This is a genomic window from Bradyrhizobium sp. Crot121, from assembly GCF_059512385.1.
The window spans coordinates 371239-396936 of record NZ_JCAMOR010000003.1 but is presented as its reverse complement, the minus strand read 5'-3'; the positions used below and the strand labels follow the sequence as shown (position 1 = coordinate 396936).

Below are 25698 nucleotides of genomic sequence, written 5' to 3'. Positions count from 1 at the left end.
CAACGTTCGTGACGATCGCGACCCGCCCCTCATTCGCGCTGAGACGCGCGGAGTTAAATCACTGATTTGCCCGACGGGTTAAGCGATTTATTTTTGTGCGAAGGTCTGGACGCGGCAAATCACGTTGAAATCGTTAGGAAAAATGGCGGATAGCCGCATCGGTATCTGACAACCAGTCAACACTCGATCGACCAATTCGTGATCGAGATCAAGGCGGCATCGCTCGAAGTCCCGATAAATGGGCCAATGGACAAGGTTACTTTCGTCGCGGCCACGCTGTCGTTGCTGGCAACGCCAGGCCCAACCAATACGTTGCTTGCTACATCGGGAGCCGGCGTCGGACCATGTCGCTCGGCCCATCTGCTGGCGGCGGAGCTGAGCGGTTACCTCCTCGCCATCGTTTTGCTGCGATCCATCCTGGGCCCGGTCATCGCGACGTTACCTGAGTTCGGGATCGGCCTTCGGATCGCCGTTGTGATCTATCTCATCTATCTCGCTGCGATGCTCTGGCGTCATGGAGCTCGTCAGGTGGGCGACGCTGCGCCGGTGACCTTTGGCCGTGTCTTCGTCACCACCTTGCTGAATCCCAAGGCGATCATCTTTGCCTTCACGATCCTGCCATCGGCGATCGGTCGAGCTGCTGCCCTGGCTTGCGGCTTTGGCGACCCAGATTGTCACAGTTGGCGCCGGCTGGGTTCTGCTCGGCACTTCGCTACGCCATGGGTTTGGCGGCAGGGTAGGCCCTGCGATCGGCTACAGGCTCAGCGCGATCGCGCTCGTTGTGCTGGCGGGAATGATCGGCGTGCATTCCCTCGGGATCGCCTGATCAGAAGTTCACCGCCATCTCGGCGAGACGGCGATGGGCATGCTCGCGCGCGATTCGGATTGGTTCGGCCGGGCCGGTGGTGGGCCCGATCGGCACGAAACGCACGCTGCTGATGCCGATGAAGCGGAGCGCCTCGCGCAAATAGGGCGTGGCCATATCGATGCGTCCGCGATTCATGCCGGTGATGAAGTCGCTGCCGCTGGCGAGGATGACGAGCGTCGGCCGGTCTTTGAGCAGCGGCAGATAACCTTGCGACGGATCGAAACGGAACGTCAGCCCGGGCTGGATGATGACGTCGAGCCAATGCTTGAGCTTGTAAGGAATGCCAAAGTTCCACATCGGTGTCGAGATCAGCACGCGGTCGGCGAGAGCGAGACGCAAGGCGATGCGCTCGGCGGCGGCGAAGCCGTCACGCTCGGCATCAGTGAAAGCCTGGCCCTTCAGGCGGGCGTATTTGGCATCGAGGATCGCGCCGGAAAATTCTGGTAAATGATCGCTCCAGAGGTTCATCAGGTCGATGTCCCAGTCCGGTCGCACTTTCCGAAAATGGTCGAGGAAGGCGCGCGCGCCGGCAGCCGATTCCGAATCGGCGCGCGGCGAGCAGGCGAGATGAAGGAGCTTTGGCACGTACTTGCGCCTTTCACTCCAGGGCCTTGATAACGGTGTCGGCATTGGTCACGACGGAAACGTTCTGCAGCGCGAAGTTGATCGAGGCATTGTGCCAGTCCGCATTCATGGTCGAGCAGCAATCCTCTGGCACGATCATGAAATAGCCCTTGTCAGCGCCGGTGCGGGCGGTGTGCTCGACCGACATGTTGGTCCAGGCACCGGTATTGATGATCATGTCGCGGCCTGTGGCCTTCAAGATGGTTTCCAGCCGCGTGCCCTCCCAGGCGCTCATGCGCATCTTCTCGACGACGAAATCGCCCGCGCATGGCTCGAGCCCGGACACCGGCGCCGCGCCCCAACTGCCGCGCACCATCGCCTTGTTGTCGACCAGGCCTTCGAACAGCGGTGCATTCAGTGTGACGCCCGGCGCGCCCGGCTCGACGATGAACCAGACATGGATGATGACGACGCCGCGCGAGCGCGCGACTTCCGCAAGGCGACGAACATTGTCGACGACGCGCTGTTGCCGCGCGTGCGCCGGCGCGCCTGATTCCGCGAACGCGCCGCCGTCCATGATGACATCGTTCTGCAGATCCTGGATGATCATCGCGCAGCGCTGCGGATCAAGCCGCATCTCGCCATCGGTCAGGTGAGGGGCGGGCGCCGAAGAAGCGGCCGCAGTGCCGCCGCGCCGGCCGCTCATATAGGGCTCGTGGCGCGGACCGACCTTGGTCGGGATCGCGTAGACCGAATGGGTCGCGGTCAGATAAAGCGTGCGGAAGTCAGGACCGCCCCAGGCGAGATTGGCGACAAGCTCGGGCAGGCGCACCTTGCCGAGCAATTCGCCGCTGCGCGAATAGACCCAGACGCCGCCGGGCGCGGTGACCCAGACATTGCCGTGCTGATCGCACTTCATGCCGTCGGGCACGCCGGGCTCGAACTCTGAACGGATGTTGCTGGCAAAGACGCGCGGATTAGCGAGCGCGCCGTCGGCCTCGACGTCGAAGGCGCGGATCAGCGCCCGCACGGTGTCGTTGACGTAGAGCGCACGCTCGTCCGGCGAGAAACAGAGCCCGTTCGGTTGCTCGAACAAATTGCGATCGACGAGCAGGCGGGCTGCGCCGCCACCTGGCGGCACGCGATAGACGCCCTGGAAGCCGAGCTGGCGCGGCCGCTCGACGCCATAGACCGGCATGCGGCCATACCATGGATCGGAGAAATAGATCGCGCCGCTCGAATGGACACAGACGTCGTTCGGGCTGTTGAGCTCCTGGTTCTCGAAATGCGAAGCGAGCACGTCGCGCCGTCCATCCGGCCGCTCGCGGATCAGCGAGGAGGTGGCGTGCTCGCAGACGATCAGGTTCAACTCCGAGTCATAGGTCATCCCGTTACATTTGTTGGAGGGGCGCCTGACCTCGACCACGCCGCGCCGCGCATCCCAGCGCCGGCGCACGTCGGCCGGCATGTCCGAGAACAACAGATAATGATCGGTCGGATGCCAGATCGGGCCCTCCGTGAACTCGAAGCCGGTGCCCACCTGGCCGACCGGCGCATAGGGATCGATCAGGTTCTCGAATTCCGGCCGCAGCGTGACGTGCGTCATCGGCTAAAGTCCTCTTGCGCTCACGCCGGGAACCAGTGGCGCTCCGGCAGGCTCTGCACGATCGGGCCCGGCACCTGGTCGTGCAATCGGCCGACCACTGCACCGCCTTCGATCTTGGCGGGTCGGTCGTGGACCGGCAGCAGATAGCGCGAGCTGCTGAGCAGCTTCTTGATCGCGGCCTTCTCCGCGCGCTTGCTGGTGCCGTGGTTGCCGGTGGTTCGCGGCTCCCAGTCATGGATCTCGTTGAAGGGCGTCACGATCTGGTCGTTGAAATCATAGATCACGTCGCCGCAGATGGTGGCGATGCCATCAGCGGTGTGGACGTGGATATTCATCGAGCCCTCGGTGTGAGCATTGGCGGCGTCGCAATAGACGCCGGGCATCAGTTCGATCGGGCCGGTGATCTCGAGATCGAGGAAGCGCAGCGCGCCTTTGGTGTGCAAGCGGTCGACCAGGTGCTTGATGTCGGGCGCCGGATATTGCGGATGCATCAGGCCGGACACGGAATATTCCAGCTCGCGGCGGTTGAGAACGACGGTCGTGTTCATCGGAAACAGATCGTCCTTGCCGGCGTGGTCGATATGGAGATGAGTGTGGCAGACGAAGCGCACGTCGCCCACGCGTACGCCGTGACGCGCAAGCTGGTTCTCGATCATGTTCTCATGGAATTGCAGGCCGCGCATGCCCAGCGTCTCCATGATCTGGTTGGAGCGATAGCCGGTGTCGACCACGACAGGATAGGGGCCGCCGAGGATCAGGAAACCGAGCGTCAGCACGCGCCGGGTGCGGCCGCAGTCGCGCCCGAGCACGAGGAAGCTCGACTCCAACTCGATATCGCCATAGTCCAGGATCTTGATTTCCAGCGGCATCCATTCCCTCCCGATTGATCTTGCTTTGTGCGACTTCGTGCGCCGTCATCCGATACGATAGACGCGCATCGCGGTGGCCCTGAAGATGGCGTCGCGCTGCTCACCTCGAAGCTGCACGGTGGCCGCGCGATAGGTGGCGATCAGTTCGCGGTAGCTGGTCCAGAGTTTCTCGATCGGAAAGTTTGAGCCGAACAGGCAGCGCTCGGCGCCGAAGACATTGACGGTGTCTTCAATGATCCCACGGATATGTGCGAGGTCGTTGCGATGGATGAAGGTGCCGAGCCCCGAAAGTTTCGAGACCACGTTCGGGCAGCGTGCGAGCCTTGCCATGCCGGCGCGCCAGGCGGCGCGGCCTGCCGGCGACAGGTCTTCCAGCATGCCGGCGTGCTGCAGGATGAAGGTCACGTCGGGGCAGGATTCGGCGAGGCCGGCGGCATCCGCCATCTGCGGTGCGAACACCTGCAGGTCAAAACTCCAGCCATAATCAGCAAGGTGGCCGACGTTGCGGCGGATCACGGGATCGGCACAGAGATCGGGCCGCGCGGCGAAACGGTAGAGCGGATTTTCATGCCAGTGCAGTTGCATGCGCACGCCACGCACCAGCGGATAGCGCGCGAGGCGGTCGAGTTGCGGGCGCACGTCGCTGGCGGAGAAGTCGGCATAGGCAACGATGGCATGCGGCCAGCCGTGCTCGCCCGCTGTCTGCTGCACCCAGGCCGCCTCATCCTCGAAGCGATCAGTGGGCCAGTTGGTCTGGACATAGACCGAGCGGATCACGCCGGTGCCGGCGAGGTCGTCGAGATATTCGCGGATCGGATAGTCGCGGCGGATCGGCTCATAGGGGCCGAAGATGCGCGGCTGCATCGGGCCGGACAGCCAGGCGAGATCCGCCTGCCGCCAGATGTGGTGGTGGGCGTCGACAATGTCGGTCATGCCGCTCTCCTTCCTCCGAGCGACAACAGATGCGATACGACGGCGGCGCTCGATCCGCCGTCGGAGAGGTCATCGACGAAACGCGCGATCGCGATCAGCGCTTCGGTCTGCGGCCGGAAGTCAGGTCCGCTCGCAAGCGGCGTCAGCCAACTCAGGGACCAGGCGCGTCGCGACAATTTGGCGACCGCGTCGCGCAAGGCTGAGATGTCGCCGCGCTCCAATCCGTCGGAGACCACGACCACGGCGGCGCCGCGCGCGTAGCCGCCGAACCGCGGCACGGCGAGAAATGCCTGCAAGGCGTCGCCGATGCGGGTGCCGCCGTCCCAGTCGCTGACGAGATGTGCGGCTGCGTTCAGCGCCTGCTCGCGACGCTTCAGGCGCAGCGCGCGGGTGACGCGCGTCAACCGGGTGCCAAAGGTGAACACCTCGACATTGCGGGCGGCCTGGATCAGCGCATGCGCGAGCTTCATGTTCTCCTCGGTGCGCGCCTTCATCGAGCCCGAGACGTCGATCAGGAGCAGAATCTTGCGCGGGCGCTGGCGGCGTTTCAGATGCCCGAGCCGCAGCACTTCGCCGTCGTTGCGCACGCTGTCGCGCAAGGTGCGGCGAATATCGGCGAAGGGCCCGCGGCGCGCCCGCATCCGCCGGTGGCCACGGCGGCGCGGCAGCCGCCGCGGCGCTTCGCGCGCGAGCCGGCGCAGCACATCGCCGGTCGTGCCGTGGGCAAAGCGGCGCTCGACCAGCGCCTCGGTGCGGGCGGCGGCGAGGCCGGATTCGTTGGCCCCGTCGGCGAGCGGCGGTTCGTCCTCGCCGCGGCCTTCCTCCTGCAGGCGCACGATGTCTTCGTCTTCGCCCTCGGCCCGCTCGATGGCCTCAGCACCGCGGAAATGGATATCGAACAGCCGGTCATAGGTCGCGCGCCGTTCCGGCGGCGGCGCGAGTGTCGCGAGACCCGCGCGGCGGATGTGCTCCAGGCTGCGCGGCCCGAGCAATTCGATCGCGGCGAGGAAGGCGGTGGTCTGTTCCGGCGCGACCGCGAAGCCGTTGCTACGCAACAGCGCGACAAAGGAGATGAACACTTGTGCGGCGCGCGGCAGTAGCAATTCGTCGTTCACGCGGCAGCCTCCGCTATCAGCGCATCGAGCCGGGGCGAGATGAAATGCAGATCCTCCTCGTCCTTCAGCGCGACGCCGATCGAGCGCTTGAATGCGTCCGGCCAACGCGCGCCGCCCTTATGCAAGAGCGTCGCCGCCTCGGCCCAGTCGACGGCTTCAGCGATGCCGGGCGCCTTGCTCAGCGGTTCGCGCCTGAGTTTTTCGACCGCGGCAACGACAGCGCGGGCAGTGGATTCGGCGACGCTGGAGGCCCGCATCATGACGATGCGCGCCTCGCGCTCGGCGGTCGGGTAGTCGATCCAGTGATAGACGCACCGGCGGCGCAGCGCCTCGTGCAGGTCGCGCGTCCGGTTCGATGTCAGCACCACGACTGGATGTTCTGCCGCGCGCACCGTGCCGCGCTCGGGAATCGAGATCTGGAAGTCGGAGAGGAATTCGAGCAGGAAAGCCTCGAACTCCTGGTCGGCGCGATCGATTTCGTCGATCAAGAGCACGGTCGAGTCAGGCGCGCGCAGCGCAGCGAGCATCGGCCGCTCGATCAGGAAGCTCTCGCCATAGATGTCGATGGTCTCGTCGCCGGCCTGCCGGATCGCCAGCATCTGGCGCGGATAGTTCCACTCATAGAGCGCGGCCGCGGCATCGATGCCCTCATAGCATTGCAGGCGGATCAATTTGCGGCCGAGCACGGCGGCGATCGCCTTGGCAGCTTCGGTCTTGCCGACGCCGGGCGCGCCTTCGAGCAGCAGCGGCTTGCCGAGCGCGAGCGAGAGATAGGCTGACGTCGCGATGCCGTCGTCGGCAAGATAGTAGGCTGCGCGCAGCGCCTTCTCCAGCGCCTCTGGCGAGTCGATGCCGACGATGTTGCTGCGAACCGGCATATCTGCTGCCTCTAGCGCCGCGCCTGCGGCCGCGCGCCGCCCTGCGCCTTGATCGCGCGCAGAACCTTTTCCGGCGTAATCGGCAGTTCATCGATGCGGACGCCGACGGCGTTGAAGATCGCGTTCGCCACAGCCGGCAGCACCGGGTTGGCGCACATCTCGCCCGGGCCCTTGGCGCCGAACGGTCCGTCGGCGGCGGGGCGCTCCAGTACTGCGATATCGTGCGGGCAGATGTCGCCGGGCCCCGGCATCAGATATTCGACGAAGTCGCGCGGGCCGTGGCTAGGGTCGGGATAATAGGGCTCGGGCGTCTCGTAGAGCGCGTGGCTGATGCCCATCCAGGCGCCGCCGACCAGTTGCTGCTCGACCAGCCGCGGATTGAGCGCACGCCCGAGCTCATAGGCGCTGTCCATGCGGACCATCGCGACTTCGCCGGTCTCGTCATCGACCTCGACCTCGGCGACCAGGCAGGCATGCGCGTAGCATGTGGCAGGCGACATCTCGCCGGTTTCAGGATCGACGTCGGACAGCGGCACCAGGAAGATGCCGCGGCCGGAGATCGTCTTGCCCTGCTTGAACTGCGCGGCGATCGCCACGTCCTTGGTCGAGATGGATCGATGCGGCGCGCCCTTGACGTGGATGGTACCGCGGCCGTCGGTCTCGAGATCGGCGGCGTTGACTTCCAGCTCTTCGGCGGCCGCTTCCATCATCACGCCACGAGCCTCGCGTGCGGCCATCATTACCGCATTGCCGACGCGATGCGTGCCGCGCGAGGCAAACGAGCCCATGCAGTGCGGCCCGGTATCGGAATCGGCGGTGTCGACATAGACGTCCTCGACCGGCACGCCGAGCGTCTCCGCGCAGATCTGCCGCGTCACCGACTTCATGCCCTGACCGAGATCGATCGAGGACAGCGCCACCGTGAACTTGCCGCTGGGATTGGAGTGCACCAGCGCCTGGCTGGGGTCGCCGCCGAGATTCATCCCGATCGGGTAGTTGATCGACGCGATGCCGCGTCCGCGATGTCTTGTCATGGTCAGCGCCTCCTGGTGCCGAAGACGGAGGAGAAGCGCGCGGCGCCATGCGATGGCGCCTGCGGCCGCGGGGGAGGGGGCGGTGGCGACGGCGGAGGCGGCTCGCGCGAGGCGGCCGGCGCGCGGTCATAGGTCGTCCGTTGTTGCGACGGCGTCGCGACCGGCGCGTAGGAATCGCGTGGCGTCGGCGGGATCGCGGCGCGGCTGCCGCCGCCATCCTTGCGCGAGGAGGCGCGCTTGAAGTCCTCGCGGATCGGCCATTTGGCCTTCTCGGCGGCGACCTGGACGCATTCGATCAGCGCGCAGTTCTTGGCCTCGCGGCGATGCGCCTTCATGTCGCCGTCGCGATAGGCGTTGAGGATGCGGAACTCCATCGGGTCCGTACCGACGAGATGCGCGAGCTTGTCCATCTGGCATTCGATCGCGAAATCCATCGCGGTGACGCCGAAGCCGCGCATCGCGGTCGCTGGCGTGCGATTGGTGAAGACGCAATAGACGTCGCCGTAAACGTTGGGGATCGTGTAAGGGCCCGGCAGATGCGCGGCGCATTTGACGGCGGCGTAGCTGGAGAGGCGCGTATAGGCGCCGCTGTCGAAGTAGGCGCGGATCTTGCGCGCCACGATCCGCCCGTCGCGCATCACGCCATCCTTGATGTAGATGCGCTCGGCGCCGCGCGGCGGGCCGTATTGCATCTCTTCCTCGCGCCCGAACACGTAGCGCACCGGACGCCCGGTCAGCATGGCGCCGAGGATGGAGAGCGGCTCGGTGAGCGTATCGACCTTGCCGCCGAACCCGCCGCCTACGGTGCCGCCGATGAAGTGAAAGGTGTTCGAGGGCACGTCGAGGATCTTGGCGCAGGTGTCGAGCGAGAAGAACAGCGCCTGGGTCGAGGTGTAGACGATGTAGCGGCCATTGGTGTCGGGTGCGGCGATCGAGCCGTTGGTCTCGGTCGGCGCGTGCTCGATCGGCGACATCTGGTAGCGCTGCTCCAGCACATGGTCGGCCGCGGCGAGGCCGCGCTCGACGTCGCCGAAGCGCAGCTTCTGGTGATCGTAGATATCGTGATAGATGAACGCGTTCTTCGGATAGGTCTCGTTGACAACGGGCGCGCCCGGCTTCAGCGCATCCTCGACGTCGAACACGGCCGATAGCGGCTCGTAGTCGATGCGGACCTTCGCGATCGCCTCATAGGCCTCGCGCGGGCTGTCGGCGACGATGGCGACGATCGGCTCGCCCTTGTAGCGCACCTTGTCGACCGCGAGCGACGGCTCGTCGTCCTTACCGAAATTGATCAGGCTGAGCAGGGTGTTGAGATTGCGCGGCACGTCGCTGCCGCGGATGATCCGGCGCACGCCCGCCGCGCGCTCGGCCTCGCTGGTGTCGATACGGCGTAGCCGCGCATGGGCATGGGTGCTGCGAACCACCTTCAGATGCAGCATGCCCTGCAGCTTGTGATCGTCGAAATAGGTCGAGGTGCCCGTGACATGCCCGAGCATATCCTGCCGCTGCGTGCCCTTGCCGATTTCTTTCAGATTGTCGTCGCGTTCGTCGGCGAAGATGTCCTTGCGCAATTCCAGCATGGCTCAAGTCCTTCAAGCGCGGGCACGACCGACCGAGGCGGCGGCGAGCACGGCATTGATGATGGGTTCGTAACCGGTGCAGCGGCAGATATTGCCCGAGATCGCTTCGACCACATCCGCGCGGCTTGGCTGCGGGTTGCGGTCGAGCAACGCCTTGGCGGCCATCAGCATGCCCGGCGTGCAATAGCCGCACTGGGCGGCAAAATTGTCGGCGAATGCGCGCTGCAGCGGATGCAGGTTCGGGCCATCCTTGATGCCATCAAGCGTTTCCACCGAACGGCCGGCGACCGTCTCGGCCAGCGTCAGGCAGGAGAGATGCAATTCGCCGTCGAGCAGGACGCTGCAGGCGCCGCAGCCGCCCTGGCCGCAGCCGAACTTCGGTGTCATGTCGCCGATCAATTCGCGCAGCGCGACCAGGAGATTGGTGCCGCCGTCGACGAAGATCGCGACGTCGCGGCCGTTGTGTCGAAATTGCAGGGCGGTCTTGGCCATGATGATCCTATTCCTGACCGGACAGCAAACGTCTGAGGTGAACGCCGACGATCTCACGCCGGTACCAACCGGAGGCGAGCGCGTTGTCGGCGGGCGAGGTACCTTCGACCGCAGCCGCGGCGACGGCGCTGATCGTCGCTGCATCGAGCGTGCGCCCCTCCAGCGCCCACTCGGCGGCACGGGCGCGAATCTGTGTCGGCGCCATCGAGCCGAGCGCGATGCGTGCGCCGACGATGCGGCCGCTGCTGACAGGCAGATGCGCGGCGAGCGTGATCACGGCGCCGCCCTTCGGCTTGATGCGGGCGATCTTGCGGTAGCGGAACGCGTCCGCGCTCGCAGGTTTCTGAAAGGAGACCGCGAGCACGAGCGTCCCGGTCTGCCGCTCGCGCGTCTGCAAAAATTCCTCGATCGGCACGTCGCGGCTGCCGAGGCCGCCCTGCACGGAAACCATAGCGTCGAGCGCGAGCAGCGCTACGGTGAAGTCGCCATATGGGGTCGCGGCGAACAGATTGCCGCCGACCGTGCCCATGTTGCGTACCGCCGGGCCGCCGATCGAGCGGGCTGCGGCGTGCAGGAAGGCGAGATCGCGCTCGGCGAGGATGCGGGCAAAGGTAACGCCCGCGCCGATCGCGACGCGGGAACCGGTCGCATCGATCCGCGTCAGCGCATGGTCGCTGGCGCGCACGATGGTGGAGATCGAGATGTCGCCCTCGTTCAGCGCGCGCATCACCAGCGTGCCGCCGCCGAAATAGCGCGCGCCGCGATCTGATGAGAGCGCCGCGGCTGCCTCGCCGGTTGAGGTAAAGGTCCTTACCGTGACGGTCATGGGCATTCCTCCGCGCTCATGCGGCCTCCTTCAGGTGCCGGCGAATGGCGTCGAAGCCGGCCTGGTAGATCTCTTCGGAAACCGTCTGCGTGATGCTGGCGCTGTCCTCCGGCCGCGTCGTGAACCGCGATTCCCAGTGCCAGAAGGTGCGATCGCCGTCGGTGACGGGCAGCAGGCGGACATGCGCCACATAGTTGAACATCGGGATCGGCGTATCGAGCAGGCAGTAGCTGAAGGACTGCTCGAGGTCGGACAGCGCCAGCAACTGCTCGCGCAGCTCCGAGCCGTCCTTGAGCTTGAACCGCCTGATGCAACCGATCTTGTCGGCGCCATGTGCGCGCTCGATCGTGCTGGTCGCGACTGCCGGATGCCAGCGGTCGTGGCCGTTGAAATCGCGGAGCACGCCCCACACCGCCTCGGTCGGCGCATCGATGATCGTGCTCTTGACGATATGCGGCACGCTAGCCTCCGATCCATGTCACCTCTCCCCACACGGGAGAGGTCGGCGCGAAGCGCCGGGTGAGGGGGCTCAGGTCCCTCGAGAGAGCGCTCCCGCTCACCCGGATCGCATCTTGCGATGCGATCCGACCTCTCCCCGATGGGGAGAGGTGAGTGATCGTCGCGACAGCGGGTGGACTCAATCGCATCGCGCTAGCCTCCGAAGGCGCGCTTGAGGGCATCGAAGCCGCCCTGAAAGACGCCGCCACCGATATTGCCGACGAGTTCGGCCTCGCGCTCGGGCGTGCAGTCGAACTCGGCGGTCCATTCGAGGAAGGTCTGGTCGCCATCGGTGACCGGCGTCAGCCGCAGCGTCGCGACATAGTTCTCCACCCCCATCGGCGATTCCAGGATGGAGTAGGTGCAGAACATGTCGTAGTCGGACAGCCCCAACAGCTTCTCGCGGATGCGGTCGCCGTTGCGCAGGCGGAAATCACGCACACATCCGATCTTGTCGGCGGGCTCGCCGCCTTCGATGCGGCTCTCGGCGATCGCCGGATGCCAGTTCGGCAGGCCGTTGAAGTCGCGCACGCGGGCCCAGACGCGATCGTTGCGGGCGTTGACGACGGTGGAGACATAGACCCTGGCCATGGCGCGTGCTCACTCCTTCTTGCGCGGCGGGCGTGGCTCGCCCGTGGCGGGACTGGCGGGCGGCTTGGCTTCGCCGCTCTTGCGGGTCGTGGAATCCTTGATGCCCTGCATGTCGCGCGCCTCGCGGATCAGGCCTGGCATCTTCGCAAGGCTGCCGCCCTCGACGCCGATATCGGACAGGATCGAATCGATCAGCGGTGCCTGCACCCGGTAGCGCAGCGCGGAGTCGATCACCTCGTCGGTAGCGCTGCGCGACGAGCCATTGCCATTGCCGTTGCCATTGAGGCCGTCGACCTGGAGGATGCGGATGCCCTCGATCTTCTCCATCGGCTTGACGCTCTCGCGCACGATGCCCTCGATGCGGTCGAGCAATTTGCGGCGGAACAGCGAGTAGCGCGCCTGGTCGGTGAGCACGTTCTCGGCTTCGTTGAGCAGCCGCTGCGCCTCTGCTTCCACCGCGGCGCGCACCCGCTCGGCCTCGGCCGCGATGCGCGTCTCCTCGGCCTGCTTCTCGGCGAGCAGCACCTCCACCGTCTTGCGGCGGCGTGCGATCTCACTCTCACGCGCGGTGACGACGCGCTCGGCGGCTTCGGTTGCGCGCACCCGCGCATCTTCCGCCGCCACCTTCGCCGCGGATTCCTCCAGCGATTTCTGATAGAGGACGATCGCCTTCTCCATCAAAGCGGTCTCGACGTCCTTCTCGCGATTGACTTCGAGCCGCCGTAGATCGCGCTCGCGGCCGATGCGGGCCTCGTCGAGGCCGCGGTCGGAGGCAATGCGAGCGCGCTCGACCTCCTCGCGGGAGGCGATCTCGGCCTCCTGCAGCGACTGGACGCGCGCGACCTCGAGCTGCTCGATGGCGCGGCGGCGTTCGATCCGTGTTGCCTCCAGAGCCTGCTCGCGCGAGACATCGGTGGTCTCGACTTCCTTGCGCGCCACGATTTCCGCCTGCCTGACCTGGCGGTCGGCATCGATGCGCTCGGACCGCTTGGCGGACAGCGCGATCACGCGCTCCTCGTCGGCGATCTCGATCGTCTTCTTCTGGTCGATATTGAGCACCTCGCGGGTCCTGGAGGAGGCGATCCGCTCGGATTCCAGCGCAAGCTCCACCCCAATCCGCTGGCGCTCGATTGCGTCGCGCCGCTTGAGGTCGGCTGCCTCGATCGCTTCGCTGCGCGCAATTTCGAGGGCGCGCGTCTCTCGCTCGGCCTGAATGCGCTCGGCGGCAACGGACTTCTCCTGCGCGATGCGCGCGGCCTCGATGGCCTCGCGCGAGGCAATGTCGGCTTCTTCCACGGCGCGGTTGCGCGCAATCTCCAGCGAACGGATGCGTTCTTCCTGGGCGATACGGGAGGCCTCGGTGGTTTCGCGCGCGGCGATGCCGGCGACATCAAGCGCCTGGTTGCGTTCGATCTCCAATTGCCGCGTATTCTGCTCGGCGGCAATTCTTTCGGCCGCGAGCGTGCGCTCGCGAGCGATACGCGCTGCCTCGACTGCCTTCTGCGCCTCGATCTCCGCTTCCTGGATGGCGCGGACCTGCTGGATCTCCAGCGCGCGGGTACGTTCGTCGGAGGCGATGCGCTCGACATTGACGGTCATGGTCTGGGTGATGCGCGCCTTCTCGGTCGCCTCCTTCGCAGCGATCTCGGCTTCCTCGACCGTGCGCGTGCGCTCGATTTCGCGGCGCCGGGTCTCTTCCTCATTGGCGATGCGGGCATCGGTGACGACGCGATCCTGCTGGATGCGCGCTTTCTCGATCGCTTCGCGCGCCGCGATCTCGGCTTCCTCGACCGTGCGCATGCGCTCGATCTCGCGCTGGCGCACCTCGCGCTCGGAGGCGATCCGCGCGGTGTCGACCGAGCGCTGATTGGCGATCCGGGCTTTCTCGATCTCCTCGCGGGCCAAGAGCTCCCGTTCCTCGACCGCGCGCGTACGTTCGATTTCCTTCTGCCGGGTCTCGCGTTCGGAGGCGATGCGGGCCTCCGTGATCGCCTGCTCGTTGGCGATTCGGGCCTTTTCGATCGCCTCGCGCGCGGTGATCTGGGCCTGCTCGGCCTCGGTCTCGCGCAGCGCGCGCTCGCGCGCCACTTCGGTGCGCTGCAGGGCGCGGCGCATCTCGATGTCGCGCTCCTGTTCCAGCCGCGCGGTCTCGCTCTCGCGCTCGATCTCGAGAGCCTGCCTCTCGGCCTCCAGATTGCGGGAGCGGATCTTGATCATCGAGTCCTGCTCGATGTCGTTACGCAGTTTGCGCTTGGCCTCGATGTCCTCCATCAGGCGGGTGAGACCTTCGGCATCGAAACGGTTGGAGGGATTGAAGAACTCGAGGTCGGTTTGGTCGAGATCGGTGATCGCGACGGATTCGAGCTCGAGGCCGTTCTGGGCGAGCGCCTCAGCAGCGGCAGCCTTGACGCGGGCGACATAGTCGCCGCGCTGCTCGTGCATCTGCTCCATGGTCATTTCGGAGGCGACCGAGCGGATGGCGGAGACGAACTTGCCGGAGAGCAGCGTATGGAGCTGTTCCGGCTCCATGGTGCGGCGGCCGAGCGTGGCGGCCGCGATCGAGACGGCTTCGCGGGTCGGCTGCACGCGGACGTAAAAGTCCGCCTCGATATCGACGCGCATGCGGTCGCGGGTGATAACGGCGTCCTGTCTGGAGCGCACGATCCCCATCGGCAGCACGTTCATGTTGACCGGCGTGTAGTCGTGGATGAAAGGCAGCACGAAGGCGCCGCCATTGATCACGACGCGTTCGCCGAGGAAGCCGGTGCGGACAAAGGACACTTCCTTCGACGAGCGGTGATAGAGCCAGTTGACGATGTAGACGATGACGACGATCGCGATGATCGCCACGATGAGCCAGAGGATCAATTCGCCGATGAGAATCCCTGACATCCTAACCTCCCTTGCTCGGCGCTAGCGGGCGCCGATCGCCTTGAACTTGCGTACCTGATCCGTGAGCGCCCGCTCGACCGGCAGGCGCTCCATCGAGGAGGCGCCATAGAAGCCGTGGCATTTGCGGGTCTTCTTCATGATGAAATCGGCGTCGGCGGGGTCCGCGATCGGACCGCCATGCGCGAGCACCAGGATGTGCGGATTGACGCTGAGGGCGGCCTCGGCCCAGGCATCGATGCGGGCCGGGCAGTCCTCGAGCTTGAGCGCGGTCTGCGCCCCGATCGAGCCGCCGGTGGTCAGGCCGAGATGGCAGACGATGATATCGGCGCCGGCGATCGCCATCGCCGCCGCTTCGGTCTCGCTGAAGACGTAAGGCGTCGTCAGCATGTCCTTGTCATGCGCCTTGGCAATCATCTCGATCTCCAGCGCATAGGACATGCCGGTTTCCTCGAGATTGGCGCGGAAGATCCCGTCGATCAGGCCGACGGTCGGAAAGTTCTGCACGCCGGAGAATCCGAGCGCCTTGAGTTGGTCGAGGAACAGGTCCATGTCGCGGAACGGATCGGTGCCGTTGACGCCGGCGAGCACCGGCGTGTTGGTCACGACTGGCAGCACTTCGCCCGCCATCTCCAGCACTATTGCGTTGGCGTCGCCGTAAGGCATTAGCCCGGCGAGCGAGCCACGGCCGGCCATGCGGTAGCGCCCCGAATTGTAGATCACGATCAGGTCGAGGCCGCCGGCCTCCTCGCATTTGGCTGAGAGCCCGGTGCCCGCGCCGCCGCCGACGATCGGCTCGCCCCTGGCGGCCATGTCGCGAAACCTCTTCAACAGCGCCGCGCGTTCAAACCTGGCCATGGGTCACCTCGCCACTCTCCGCCGTCCACCGGCGCGTCCGAGCAGAGGACGGAACGCGGCTACGATCGCAGCCGCAAATTCGGGATCGTTGATGTTGCGCTTGATACGAATGAGCTGGCGATTGCCGGTCTGGCGCACCGTTCGCTCCAGCGCGCGGAACAGCGCCGCATCGGCATCCGGGTCCCAGAACGGTTGACCTGCTGCATCGAGCGCGGAGACGCCGCCATCGGGTAGGAAGAAGCGCACGGGACCATCCATCTGGTTCAACCGTTCGCCGATCCAGCGGCCCATGCGCTCGTTCTCTTCCGCCGTGGTCCGCATCAATGTGACCTGCGGGTTATGGACGTGGAACTTGCGCTGGCGATAGCGCTCGGGGATGGTGTCAGGCGCGCCGAAATTGACCATGTCGAGCGCGCCGACCGAGCCGACATAGGGCACACGGCTGCGGATGATCGCGCCAAAGCGATCGTCGGTGGCCGGGAAGACGCCGCCCATCAGGAGGTCGCAGATTTCGGTGGTGGTCAGATCGATGACGGCAGCGAGCTGTCCGGAAGCAACAAGCTTCTCCATCGAGCGCCCGCCGACGCCTGTGGCGTGGAACACCAGGCACTCGAAATCGTCCTTCAACGCGGCCGCGATCTTCTGCACCGCAGGCGTGGTCACGCCGAACATGGTGATGCCGACGGCGGGAAGACTGCTGCCGGTCTCGCGCTGCCGGGCGCCGCGCTCGTCGAGACGCGCTTTGACCATGCCGACCAGCGCATTGGCGCCGTTGGAGAGCACCGCGCGCGAGATCGAGTTGAGGCCTTGGACGTCGGTGACCGAATACATCATCATGATGTCGGCCGGCCCGACATAGGGGCCGACGTCGCCCGAGGCGACGGAGGAGATGATGATCTTGGGCACGCCGACGGGCAGGCTGCGCATGGCGGGTGCGACCAGCGACGCGCCGCCGGAGCCACCGGCCGAGATGATGCCGGCGACATTGCCCTGGCGTTGCAGCCATTTGGCGAAGGCATCCGCCATCGCGCTGACCGAGGCGCCGCGATCGGCACCGAACACGCCGGGTCCGCCGCGACCATGGTTCAGCGCGATCTCCTGCGCGGAGACGTCGCAAGTCGTCTGCTTGCCGCTGGTGGAGACGTCGACCAGGCGAGAGCGTAGCCCACTTGCCGCGATGATATCGCGGATGAAGCGCAGCTCCGGTCCCTTGGTGTCGAGCGTGCCGACGACCAACGTGACCGGCGGGCCCGCGGTCTGCGCGGCGGCCGGTTCGCGCCGCTGCCGCGTGCTCTCTTCAAGCCGCGTGACGCCTGCCGAATGCGTTCGCGCGGCGGCCTCGATTCGGGCGATTGGCACCGGCTGCGACCAGCGCGTCGGCGGCGTGGGATTGGAGATGTAGATGCGGACCGGGCCTTTGCCGCGCGCGGGCTGCGGCGCGGCATTCGGTTCCGGCTTTGCGGGGCCGGCGTCGATGTCGGCGGCAACATCGCCGTGGAGCCCGACGCCGAGCAGGCGCTGCTGCAATTCGCGGTCGGCGGCCAGCCGCACGGAATCGATGATGCGGTTGATGCGGCCGTTGACCATGATGGCGACGTTCTTGGAAATCGCCGTCGCCACGCCGATGTTCTGCTCGATCACCAGCACCGACATATCGCCGTCTTCGCCGAGGCGGACCAGCATCTCCTCGACCTGTGCCACGATCACCGGCGCCAGCCCCTCGGTCGGCTCGTCCATGATCAAGAGATGCGGATTGGTCAGCAGCGCGCGCGAGATCGCGAGCATCTGCTGCTCGCCGCCGGAGAGCTGGCTGCCGCCGTGATCCTTACGTTCGGCAAGCCGCGGGAAGCTGTCGTAGATACGCTCGACTGTCCACGGGCCGCGGCGCATCCCGCCGGCGAGCTGCAAATGCTCGTCGACGCTGAGCGAGCGCCACAGGCGCCTGCCTTGCGGCACATAGCCGACGCCAAGCCGTGCGATCCGGGCCGGGCTCAGGCGCGTGACGTCCTCGCCGCGAATGCGCACGGAGCCACCGCTGGCGCGCACCAGGCCCATGATGGTCTTGCAGAGCGTGGTCTTGCCCATCCCGTTGCGGCCGACCACCGAGAACACGCCGGAATCCAGCGTGAGATCGACGCCCTGCAGCGCATGCGAATGGCCGTAGTAGACGTCGAGGCCTCTGACCTCCAAGGCGGGCGCGGTGCGGCGGGCCTCATTCATGTCCGCCTCCGAGATAGAGCTCCTGCACCTCAGGGTCGGATTCGATCTCGCGTGGCAGGCCCTCCTTGAAGACGCGGCCGTTGTGCATCATCGTGACGCTCTCGACGACGCGCAGCGCGACATCCATGTCGTGCTCGATGATGATGTAGCCGATATGCGCAGGAAGAGAGGTCAGGATCTCGATCAGCTCGAGCCGCTCGGCCGGCGACAGGCCCGCCGCCGGCTCGTCGAACAGGATGAAGCGCGGCGCGCCGGCGAGCGCGAGTGCGATCTCGAGCTGGCGCTGCTGGCCATGGGCGAGCTCGGCGACGCGCTGGTCTTTCACGGCGGTGAGGTGGACCGCCTGCACCAGCGTCTCCGTCGCCTGCATGAGCGCATCGTTCGCTCCCGGACGCAGGAAGGAGAAGCGTCCGCGCGAGACGCCGCGGCAGGCGAGGTAGACATTGTCCTGCACGGTGAGGCCCGGGAACAGCGCCGATATCTGGTAGGTGCGGCGCAGGCCGCGGCGGATCCGCTCATAGGGCGGAAAGCGGGTGACGTCCTCGCCGAAGAAGCGGATGGTGCCGGACGAGGGCGGGAAATCGCCAGTGATGCAGTTGAACAGCGTGGTCTTGCCGGCGCCGTTGGAGCCGAGCACCGCGCGCCGCTCGCCGGGCCGCACCGTCATCGTCACGTCGGTGAGCGCGGCCAGCGCGCCGAACAATCGCGTCACGCCACGCAATTCCAGCGCGGCGCCGGCGCCGACCGCGGAGAGGCGATGGGCGGCGCTATCCATGGCGGCGTCCAACGGTGCTGCTTGAGGTTCGTGTCTGGCGGCGGCCCCAGCGCTCCCAAAGGCCGATCACGCCATCCGACGACCAGAACACGATCGCGAGGAAGCCGAGCCCGATCAGGAGGCGGAAGCGATTGCCGTCGAGTCCGAATTTGATCAGGACATCGAGCGCGAAGGTGCGCAGGATGACGAAGATGAGCGCGCCGATGAAGGGGCCGACCGGCCGGGTGATGCCGCCGACCACGGCGATGATCAGGATGTCGATGCAGCGTTCGACGCCGACCGAGCCGGGCGAGATCTGCCGGTAGTTCCAGACCTGCAATACGCCGCCGAGCCCGGCAATGAAGGATGCGAACGCATAGGCCGCGACGCGGTGCGCGTTGACGTTGAAGCCGAGTGCCGCCATGCGGCGGGAATTGTCGCGCACGCCTTGCAGCGCAAGCCCGAATGGGGCGCGCGAGACATATAGGACTGCGAAATAGCAGAGCGCGGCGACGCCGAGGACTAGATAGTAGAAGGGGATATCGGAGCGCCAGTCGACCCCCCAGAACTGCGGCGTGGCGACCGTGTTGATGCCGGTATGGCCGTTGAAGATGGCCCAGTTCTGGTTGGTGAAATAGTAGAACGCCGCGCCGATCGCGAGCGTGATCATGATGGTGTAGATGCCCTCGGTGCGGACCGCGAGCGCGCCGCCGAGCGTGCCGAAGATCGTCGCGAGTACCAGCGCCATTGGCGTCGCCAGCCACCACGGCCAGCCGAGGCTGATATTGGCGTTGCCGCTGACGCCGAACACCGCGACCATGTAGCCGGCGAAGCCCGCAATGGTGAGCTGCATCAGGCTGACCATGCCGCCATAGCCGGCGAGGAACATCAGGCTGAGCGCGATAATGCCGAGGATCAGCGAGGTGCCGAAGATCTCGATCAGGAAGAAGCCGTTCGCGATCAGCGGCATGATCACGAGGATCAGCGCGACCAGCCAGGCGGCGGGATTGTTGAGCTCGGGCCAGGCACGGAACTTCGGACGTTCGACCGCGGTCGCTGGTGCATGAAGCTGCGTCAACGACATGTCATCGCCTCGCCAGCAGGCCCTGCGGCCGCAGCGCCAGGACCAGGACCATGATCAGGAAGGTGACGACGATGGCGTAGGTCGGGATGTAGACCGAGCCGAGCTGCTCGGCGAGACCGATGATGACGGCGCCGAGCGCAGCGCCCGGGATCGACCCCATGCCGCCGACGATCACGACCACGAGGGAAGCGAGCAGGAAGCGCGTATCCTCGCCCGGCGAAATTGATTGGAAGGTGCCGCCGACCACGCCCGCGATGCCGGCCAATCCTGCGCCGAGCGCGAACACCAGCACGAACACGGCCTGGATCTGCACGCCGGTCGCGGCCAATATGTCGCGATCATCGACTCCCGCCCGCACGACCATGCCGATCCGCGTGCGGTTCAGCGCCAGCCACATCGCGATGCCGATCACGACGGAAGCGGCGAAGATCGCGAGCCGCACCATCGGATATTGCAGATAGACCGGCTCGCCGGAGGATTTGACCGCGGTGATGAACGGAAGCTGCACCGGGCCGATCAGCCAGCTCGGCGTCGGGATCTGGTAGAAATCGCCGCCGAACACCCACAGCATCAAATCCGCGAACACGATCGCAAGCCCGATCGTCACCATGGTTTGCCGCAGGTCCTGCCCCTCCATGCGGCGGAACACCAGGATCTGCAGGAGCACGCCGACGAGGCCGACCGCGAGGAAAGCAACCGCGAAGCTCAAGATCCAGGAGCCGGTCCAGGCGCTGATGGCGTAGCCGACATAGCCGCCGAACAGGTAGAGCGAGCCATGCGCCAGGTTGACGTTGCGCATCAAGCCGAAGATCAGCGTGAAGCCGCTCGCGACGAGGAAATAGAGGCCGCCGAGCGTGATGCCGTTGAAGATGGCGTTGAGGAAGACGCGCTTGCGGCCGATCGCCTGCTCGAGGCCCGGCGGCCACACCGCGAAGACCAGCCACAGCAGGAGCGCGACCGCGATGATCGCGATCAGCGCCCATGCCGGATGGCGTTCGATGAACCGTGCCATCGACGTGCGTTCCCTCAAGGCTCGCGATCGTCTTTTTCGGATCGCGTTGTCCGCATCTTAGTGCGGGCCGAGCGGGCGGATTTGACCGGGAGTATCTTTTATCGGCGCCAAAGATCAGGTCGAATCCGCAGGCGACGCTGCGCTCCCTCTCCCGCTTGCGGGAGAGGGCTGGGGTGAGGGTGTCTCCGCATTGGGACTCCCGATGCGGAGAGAGCCCTCACGCGGCGCTTACGCGCCGACCTCTCCCGCAAGCGGGAGAGGTGAAGTCGGCGCTACGGGCGCAGCACCTTGGCGGCGCGGCGATAGTCGGTCGGGGCCATGCCGACATTGGCAGCGAAGAAGCGGGTGAAGCCGCTTTGCGAGGAGAAGCCGAGATCGTAGCCGATATCGGCGATCGGCGCTTCGGTGGCGACCAGCGCGTCCAGCGCCTGCTCCATCATCACCGTATTGCGATAGAGGTGCGGCGTGACGCCGGTCTGGGTGCGGAACAAGCGATAGAAGTGCGGCCGCGACAGGCCGGAGGCGCGGGCGACCGAATCCAATTCGATCTCGGCGCCGGGGCTTTCGGACAATAGTTTGACGGATTTGCGGATGCGAAAATCGGTGATCGCCGCAGTCGTGCGAATTTCCTGCCGGGCTTCGGTTTGCCGCCAGCTTTCCTCGTAGCTGAGATCGATCAGGCGCCGCAATTCGCCATCGAGGCTCTTGAGCGAGGGGGCACCGCACACAAGCGCCGCGGTGTGGCGGATCAGCCGGTCGAGCGTGTCGCTGCGTTTGAAATGAGTGCGGCCGAAGCGCAGGCCCTGCGTGCACGGCGTGTCGGGCGCAAACCATTCCGCGTTGACATAAAGCACGAAGAAGATCGCGCCCCTGTCCATGTCCGCCGGCAGGAAGTTGTGCGGCTCCCACGGGTTGACTGCGACGACGGAATCCTCGGTGAGGAGCCGCCGCTGATCGCAGACGTCGATCTGCGCCGGTGTGCCGCCGACATGGAAGATCAGATGTCCTTCGCGGTGCGCATGCACGTTGAAGGGACGGTTCAATTGATAGACCGTCGCGCGACCGAACCGGCCGTGGAAGACGGCAAGCGCTTTGCTCATGCCCTCCCTCCCGCGGGATGTTTTTGATCTTTTCAACCAGCGTTCAACATCCGAAGGAAGAACGCAAGCGTGAGAACGCCGCGCGGCCGTCAGCCAACAGTCGGTTCGCACCTGCAAAAATTAGGTCAGTACTTCTTGCATTCCGGGATAGTGCGGCTCGGCAGGCCGATCTTGGCGAACACCGCCGGATCGTAACCGAGCGTCTGGTTCACGTCCGGGATCACCTTCACGACCTTGCTGAACAGGGCGCCCTTGCCGTCATCCACCACCTCGGTCACGAAATTGGTGCCGATTGCCTGCCGGTTGGAATCGAGCTTGATCTTGCCGTTGGGCGCATCGAGCTCGATCTTGGCCAGCGCTTCCTTGAGCTTTGCCTGGTTATTGCTGAGGTCGCCATTGACCTGACGCAGCGCCAGGATCAGCGCCATGGTCGAGCCGTAATAATTGGTGGCAAGCAGCGAGGGGCTCGGGAAGCGCTTGTTCGGCGGGAAGGAGTCCTGATAGGCCTTCACGAATTTCTGCCAGCCGGGATCCTCCCAGGTGTCGGCCTGGCCGCTCGCGGCGATGGTGCCGATCAGCGCGTTCTTGGCGTTGCCCTTGGAGGACAGGATGGTCTGGTCGATCATGATCGAGCCGCCCATCAGATGCGCCTTGCCGCCGGCCTGCTGATACTGGTTGAGGAAGTTGACGGCGTCAGCGCCGCCGAGGCCGAGATAGATCGCATCGACATCGTCGGGCAGAGCGGCGATCACGGAGGCGAAGTCCTTGGTGCCGAGCGGCACCCATTGCCGGTTCGTGACCTGTCCCCCGGCGCCGCAGAATTCAAGCACGAGGCCGAACACCTGGGTGTAGATGAAGGAGTAATCTTCGCCGACGGTCGCGATCTTGCGATAGCCCTTGGTGTCATAGGCGTATTTGCCGAGACCGACCTGCCACTGCGCGCCGTCCATGTTGTAGCGGAAGAAGTTCGGGGCCGGGTCGACATAGGTCGTCTCCTGCGCACCGGACGCGGCGTTGACGAAGGTCAGCTCGGGGCGGGACTTGGCAAAATTCTTCACCGCGATGCCTTCGTCGCCGGAGAGCGGCGAGAGCAGGATCTGCACCTTGTCCTGCTCGATCAGCTTGCGCACCGCGCGCACCGCGGAATCGGGTGTCGCATCCGTCGAGGCGATGACGAATTCGAGCTCCTTGTCGCCGACCTTCTTGCCGAGCGTATTGAGCGCGGTCTGGAAACCGCGGATGCCGTCCTCGCCAAGCACGGTGTAGGTGCCTTCGAGCGTTGCGGTGACGCCGACCTTGATCTTCTCCTGCGCGACTGCGGCGCCCGAAAGCAACAGGCTGCCTAGCGCGATCAGTCCCACACTGCCTTTCAACATCGCTCTCCTCCTCCCATTTTGCAGCGTCTTGCATGCGGCCCGCGTGTTTGCGACGGCCGCGACGTCTGGTTGTTGGGCGAAAGCTAACCGATGGCGGATGCAGCGCGGACGTCTCCGCGCCGCGCGGCTTGACGGGCAGTCTCATTTTGCATGCTGCGCCGCAGCGGGATCTGGTGGAGGATTGTCGTGCGGGCGGGTCAGTTGAGGCGGATAGGTGGGGCCGACGCAGGCACGGCACGGTGGACGCAAAGAGGGCGGCGTTTCGGGTTGAAACGCCGCCCTGATTTCTTGGTTGTCGCTTGCGACAGCCTTTGGCGCCTCAAGCGGCCGCTCTGAGGTCGTAGCGATCGAGGTTCATCACCTTGGTCCAAGCCGCCACGAAGTCCTTCACGAACTTCTCCTTCGAGTCGGTGCAGGCATAGACTTCGCCGATCGCGCGGAGCTGCGAGTGCGAACCGAAGATCAGGTCGACGCGGGTCCCGGTCCACTTCAGCTCGTTGCTCTTGCGGTCGCGGCCCTCGTATACGCCATTCCCGACGTCACTCCACTGCGTGCGCATGTCGAGCAGGTTGAGGAAGAAGTCGTTGGTCAGCGTGCCGGGCTTGGTGGTGAGGACACCATGCTTCGACTGGCCGACATTGGCGCCGAGGACGCGCAGTCCGCCGAGCAGGACCGTCATCTCCGGCGCGGTGAGCCGCAGCAGTTGCGCGCGGTCCACCAGGGCTTCCTCGGGCTGCATGAACTGATGCTTTTTGCCGATGTAGTTGCGGAAGCCATCGGCCCGCGGCTCGAGCGGGGCGAAGGAGGCGACATCGGTCTGCTCCTGCGAGGCGTCCATGCGTCCGGGCGCGAAGGGGACCTTCACGTCGGTGCCGCCGTCCTTGGCGGCCTTCTCCACCGCGGCGCTGCCGGCGAGCACGATCAGGTCGGCGAGCGAGACCTTCTTGCCGCCCTTCTGCGATCCGTTGAACTCGCTCTGGATGGCTTCGAGCTTCTGCAGCACGCTCTTGAGCTGCGCCGGCTCGTTCGCCTCCCAGTCCTTCTGCGGGCTCAAGCGGATGCGCGCGCCGTTGGCGCCGCCGCGCTTGTCCGAGCCGCGGAAAGTGGACGCCGAGGCCCATGCGGTCGAGACCAGCTGCTGCACCGACAGGCCGGAGGCGAGGATCTTCGCCTTCAGCGCTTCGACATCCTTGTCGTCGATCAGCGGATGATCCACGGCCGGGATCGGGTCCTGCCAGATCAACGTTTCCTTCGGCACCAGCGGGCCGAGATAGCGCACGATCGGACCCATGTCGCGGTGGGTGAGCTTGAACCAGGCGCGGGCGAAGGCGTCCGCGAACTGGTCGGGGTTCTCATAGAAGCGGCGTGAGATCTTCTCGTAGGCCGGATCCATGCGCAGCGACAGGTCGGTGGTCAGCATAGTCGGCAGACGCTTCTTCGACTTGTCGAAGGGATCTGGAATGATAGCTTCGGCTCCCTTTGCCTGCCACTGCCAGGCACCGGCCGGGCTTTTCACCAACTCCCATTCGTACTTGAACAGGTTCTCGAAGAAGTAGTTGCTCCACTGCACCGGGGTCTGGGACCAGATCACCTCGGGGCCGCCGGTGATCGCATCAGCGCCGATACCGGTGCCGAATTTGCTCTTCCAGCCGAGGCCCTGATCCTCCAGCGCACCGGCTTCCGGCTCCGAACCGACGAGCGACGGATCGCCGGCGCCGTGGGTCTTGCCGAAGGTGTGGCCGCCGGCGATCAGCGCGACGGTTTCTTCGTCGTTCATCGCCATGCGGAAGAAGGTCTCGCGGATGTCGTGCGCCGCGGCGACCGGGTCCGGCTTGCCGTTCGGGCCTTCCGGATTGACGTAGATAAGGCCCATCTGCACCGCGCCGAGCGGCTCGGCCAACTGGCGCTCGCCGCTGTAGCGTTCGTCGCCGAGCCAGGTGCCCTCGGGACCCCAGTACAGTTCTTCCGGCTCCCAGACGTCGACGCGGCCACCCGCGAAGCCAAACGTCTTGAAGCCCATCGATTCCAGCGCGACGTTGCCGGCAAGAACCATCAGGTCGGCCCAGGAGATCTTGCGGCCGTATTTCTGCTTGATCGGCCAGAGCAGGCGGCGGGCCTTGTCGAGGTTGGCGTTATCCGGCCAGCTGTTGAGCGGAGCGAAACGCTGCTGACCGGCGCCGGCGCCACCGCGGCCGTCTGTAATGCGGTAAGTGCCCGCGCTGTGCCAGGCCATGCGGATCATCAGGCCGCCGTAGTGGCCGAAGTCGGCGGGCCACCACTCCTGGGAGTCCGTCATCAGGGCGGTCAGGTCCTTGATGACCGCGTTCAGGTCGAGCGTCTTGAATTCCTTGGCATAGTCGAACTCCGCGTCCATCGGATCGGACAGGTCGGAATTCCGGTGCAGGACCTGGACGTCCAAGTGGCTTGGCCACCAGTCACGGTTGGTAAATCTGTGTTTTCCGCCCGCGACCGGGCATTTTGTCTTGTCATCCATCATCGCCTCCTTTGGCAGTTTCTGGTCGGGTCTGGTTGGCAGTTTCTGGTCGCTCTT

At 65.7% G+C, this 25698-nt stretch carries 22 protein-coding genes; 1 reads left to right on the top strand and 21 read right to left on the bottom strand.

Annotated elements, in window-relative coordinates; translation table 11 throughout:
- Positions 1-246 precede the first annotated feature (246 nt).
- Complete coding sequence (locus AC5ZGW_RS06010; RefSeq protein ID WP_245475173.1) at positions 247-939, top strand: LysE family translocator; 693 nt, start codon at positions 247-249, stop codon at positions 937-939.
- Here the strand turns inward: AC5ZGW_RS06010 and AC5ZGW_RS06005 are convergent.
- The 21 genes from AC5ZGW_RS06005 to katG form a co-directional block, all read right to left on the bottom strand.
- On the bottom strand, positions 827-1453 hold the full coding sequence (locus AC5ZGW_RS06005) for an FMN-dependent NADH-azoreductase (RefSeq protein WP_130231419.1): 627 nt from the start codon (positions 1451-1453) through the stop codon (positions 827-829). The genes AC5ZGW_RS06010 and AC5ZGW_RS06005 overlap by 113 nt on opposite strands.
- Before the next feature lie 13 nt (positions 1454-1466).
- A complete protein-coding gene (locus AC5ZGW_RS06000; protein ID WP_130231421.1) occupies positions 1467-3038 on the bottom strand; it encodes an isochorismatase family protein in 1572 nt (523 codons plus the stop codon).
- 20 nt (positions 3039-3058) lie between these two features.
- Complete coding sequence (locus AC5ZGW_RS05995) at positions 3059-3907, bottom strand: MBL fold metallo-hydrolase (protein ID WP_130231423.1); 849 nt, start codon at positions 3905-3907, stop codon at positions 3059-3061.
- Between the two features lie 45 nt (positions 3908-3952).
- Positions 3953-4840 carry an amidohydrolase family protein gene (locus tag AC5ZGW_RS05990; RefSeq protein ID WP_130231425.1) on the bottom strand — a complete coding sequence of 296 codons (888 nt, stop codon included), beginning with the start codon at positions 4838-4840 and terminating at the stop codon, positions 3953-3955.
- Positions 4837-5955: a vWA domain-containing protein gene (locus tag AC5ZGW_RS05985; RefSeq protein WP_496113884.1), complete on the bottom strand. Its 1119-nt coding sequence runs from the start codon at positions 5953-5955 to the stop codon at positions 4837-4839. Before AC5ZGW_RS05985 ends, AC5ZGW_RS05990 begins: the two co-directional genes overlap by 4 nt.
- Positions 5952-6833, bottom strand: a complete 882-nt coding sequence (locus AC5ZGW_RS05980; RefSeq protein ID WP_130231830.1) for an AAA family ATPase — start codon at positions 6831-6833, stop codon at positions 5952-5954. The genes AC5ZGW_RS05985 and AC5ZGW_RS05980 overlap by 4 nt, the downstream gene beginning before the upstream one ends.
- Positions 6834-6844: 11 nt before the next feature.
- Positions 6845-7867 carry a xanthine dehydrogenase family protein molybdopterin-binding subunit gene (locus AC5ZGW_RS05975; protein WP_130231828.1) on the bottom strand — a complete coding sequence of 341 codons (1023 nt, stop codon included), beginning with the start codon at positions 7865-7867 and terminating at the stop codon, positions 6845-6847.
- Positions 7868-7869: 2 nt separating this feature from the next.
- Positions 7870-9447: a xanthine dehydrogenase family protein molybdopterin-binding subunit gene (locus AC5ZGW_RS05970; protein WP_496113883.1), complete on the bottom strand. Its 1578-nt coding sequence runs from the start codon at positions 9445-9447 to the stop codon at positions 7870-7872.
- Positions 9448-9459: 12 nt separating this feature from the next.
- Positions 9460-9939 carry a (2Fe-2S)-binding protein gene (locus AC5ZGW_RS05965; RefSeq protein ID WP_130223917.1) on the bottom strand — a complete coding sequence of 160 codons (480 nt, stop codon included), beginning with the start codon at positions 9937-9939 and terminating at the stop codon, positions 9460-9462.
- 7 nt (positions 9940-9946) lie between these two features.
- Positions 9947-10765 carry an FAD binding domain-containing protein gene (locus AC5ZGW_RS05960; protein ID WP_496113882.1) on the bottom strand — a complete coding sequence of 273 codons (819 nt, stop codon included), beginning with the start codon at positions 10763-10765 and terminating at the stop codon, positions 9947-9949.
- A gap of 16 nt (positions 10766-10781) precedes the next feature.
- Positions 10782-11225: an SRPBCC family protein gene (locus AC5ZGW_RS05955; RefSeq protein WP_130223919.1), complete on the bottom strand. Its 444-nt coding sequence runs from the start codon at positions 11223-11225 to the stop codon at positions 10782-10784.
- Between the two features lie 191 nt (positions 11226-11416).
- The gene (locus AC5ZGW_RS05950) at positions 11417-11854 is read right to left on the bottom strand and encodes an SRPBCC family protein (RefSeq protein WP_130223921.1); all 438 of its coding nucleotides are present in this window, start codon (positions 11852-11854) and stop codon (positions 11417-11419) included.
- 9 nt (positions 11855-11863) lie between these two features.
- Entirely contained in the window at positions 11864-14746 is a 2883-nt protein-coding gene (locus AC5ZGW_RS05945) for a flotillin family protein (protein WP_130223923.1), read from the bottom strand.
- Between the two features lie 21 nt (positions 14747-14767).
- Entirely contained in the window at positions 14768-15601 is an 834-nt protein-coding gene (locus AC5ZGW_RS05940; RefSeq protein ID WP_130223925.1) for a phosphoenolpyruvate hydrolase family protein, read from the bottom strand.
- A 3-nt stretch (positions 15602-15604) separates the two neighbouring features.
- A complete protein-coding gene (locus AC5ZGW_RS05935; RefSeq protein ID WP_130223926.1) occupies positions 15605-17821 on the bottom strand; it encodes an ABC transporter permease in 2217 nt (738 codons plus the stop codon).
- The gene (locus AC5ZGW_RS05930; RefSeq protein WP_130223928.1) at positions 17814-18596 is read right to left on the bottom strand and encodes an ABC transporter ATP-binding protein; all 783 of its coding nucleotides are present in this window, start codon (positions 18594-18596) and stop codon (positions 17814-17816) included. Before AC5ZGW_RS05930 ends, AC5ZGW_RS05935 begins: the two co-directional genes overlap by 8 nt.
- On the bottom strand, positions 18589-19659 hold the full coding sequence (locus AC5ZGW_RS05925) for a branched-chain amino acid ABC transporter permease (RefSeq protein WP_130223930.1): 1071 nt from the start codon (positions 19657-19659) through the stop codon (positions 18589-18591). The genes AC5ZGW_RS05930 and AC5ZGW_RS05925 overlap by 8 nt, the downstream gene beginning before the upstream one ends.
- Position 19660: 1 nt before the next feature.
- Positions 19661-20671, bottom strand: coding sequence for a branched-chain amino acid ABC transporter permease (locus AC5ZGW_RS05920; RefSeq protein ID WP_130223932.1), 1011 nt, complete (start codon positions 20669-20671; stop codon positions 19661-19663).
- Positions 20672-20943: 272 nt separating this feature from the next.
- Complete coding sequence (locus AC5ZGW_RS05915; protein WP_130223934.1) at positions 20944-21771, bottom strand: helix-turn-helix transcriptional regulator; 828 nt, start codon at positions 21769-21771, stop codon at positions 20944-20946.
- A 125-nt stretch (positions 21772-21896) separates the two neighbouring features.
- Complete coding sequence (locus AC5ZGW_RS05910) at positions 21897-23147, bottom strand: ABC transporter substrate-binding protein (RefSeq protein WP_130223936.1); 1251 nt, start codon at positions 23145-23147, stop codon at positions 21897-21899.
- A gap of 319 nt (positions 23148-23466) precedes the next feature.
- On the bottom strand, positions 23467-25641 hold the full coding sequence (gene katG, locus AC5ZGW_RS05905; RefSeq protein ID WP_165435074.1) for a catalase/peroxidase HPI: 2175 nt from the start codon (positions 25639-25641) through the stop codon (positions 23467-23469).
- Positions 25642-25698: the final 57 nt, after the last annotated feature.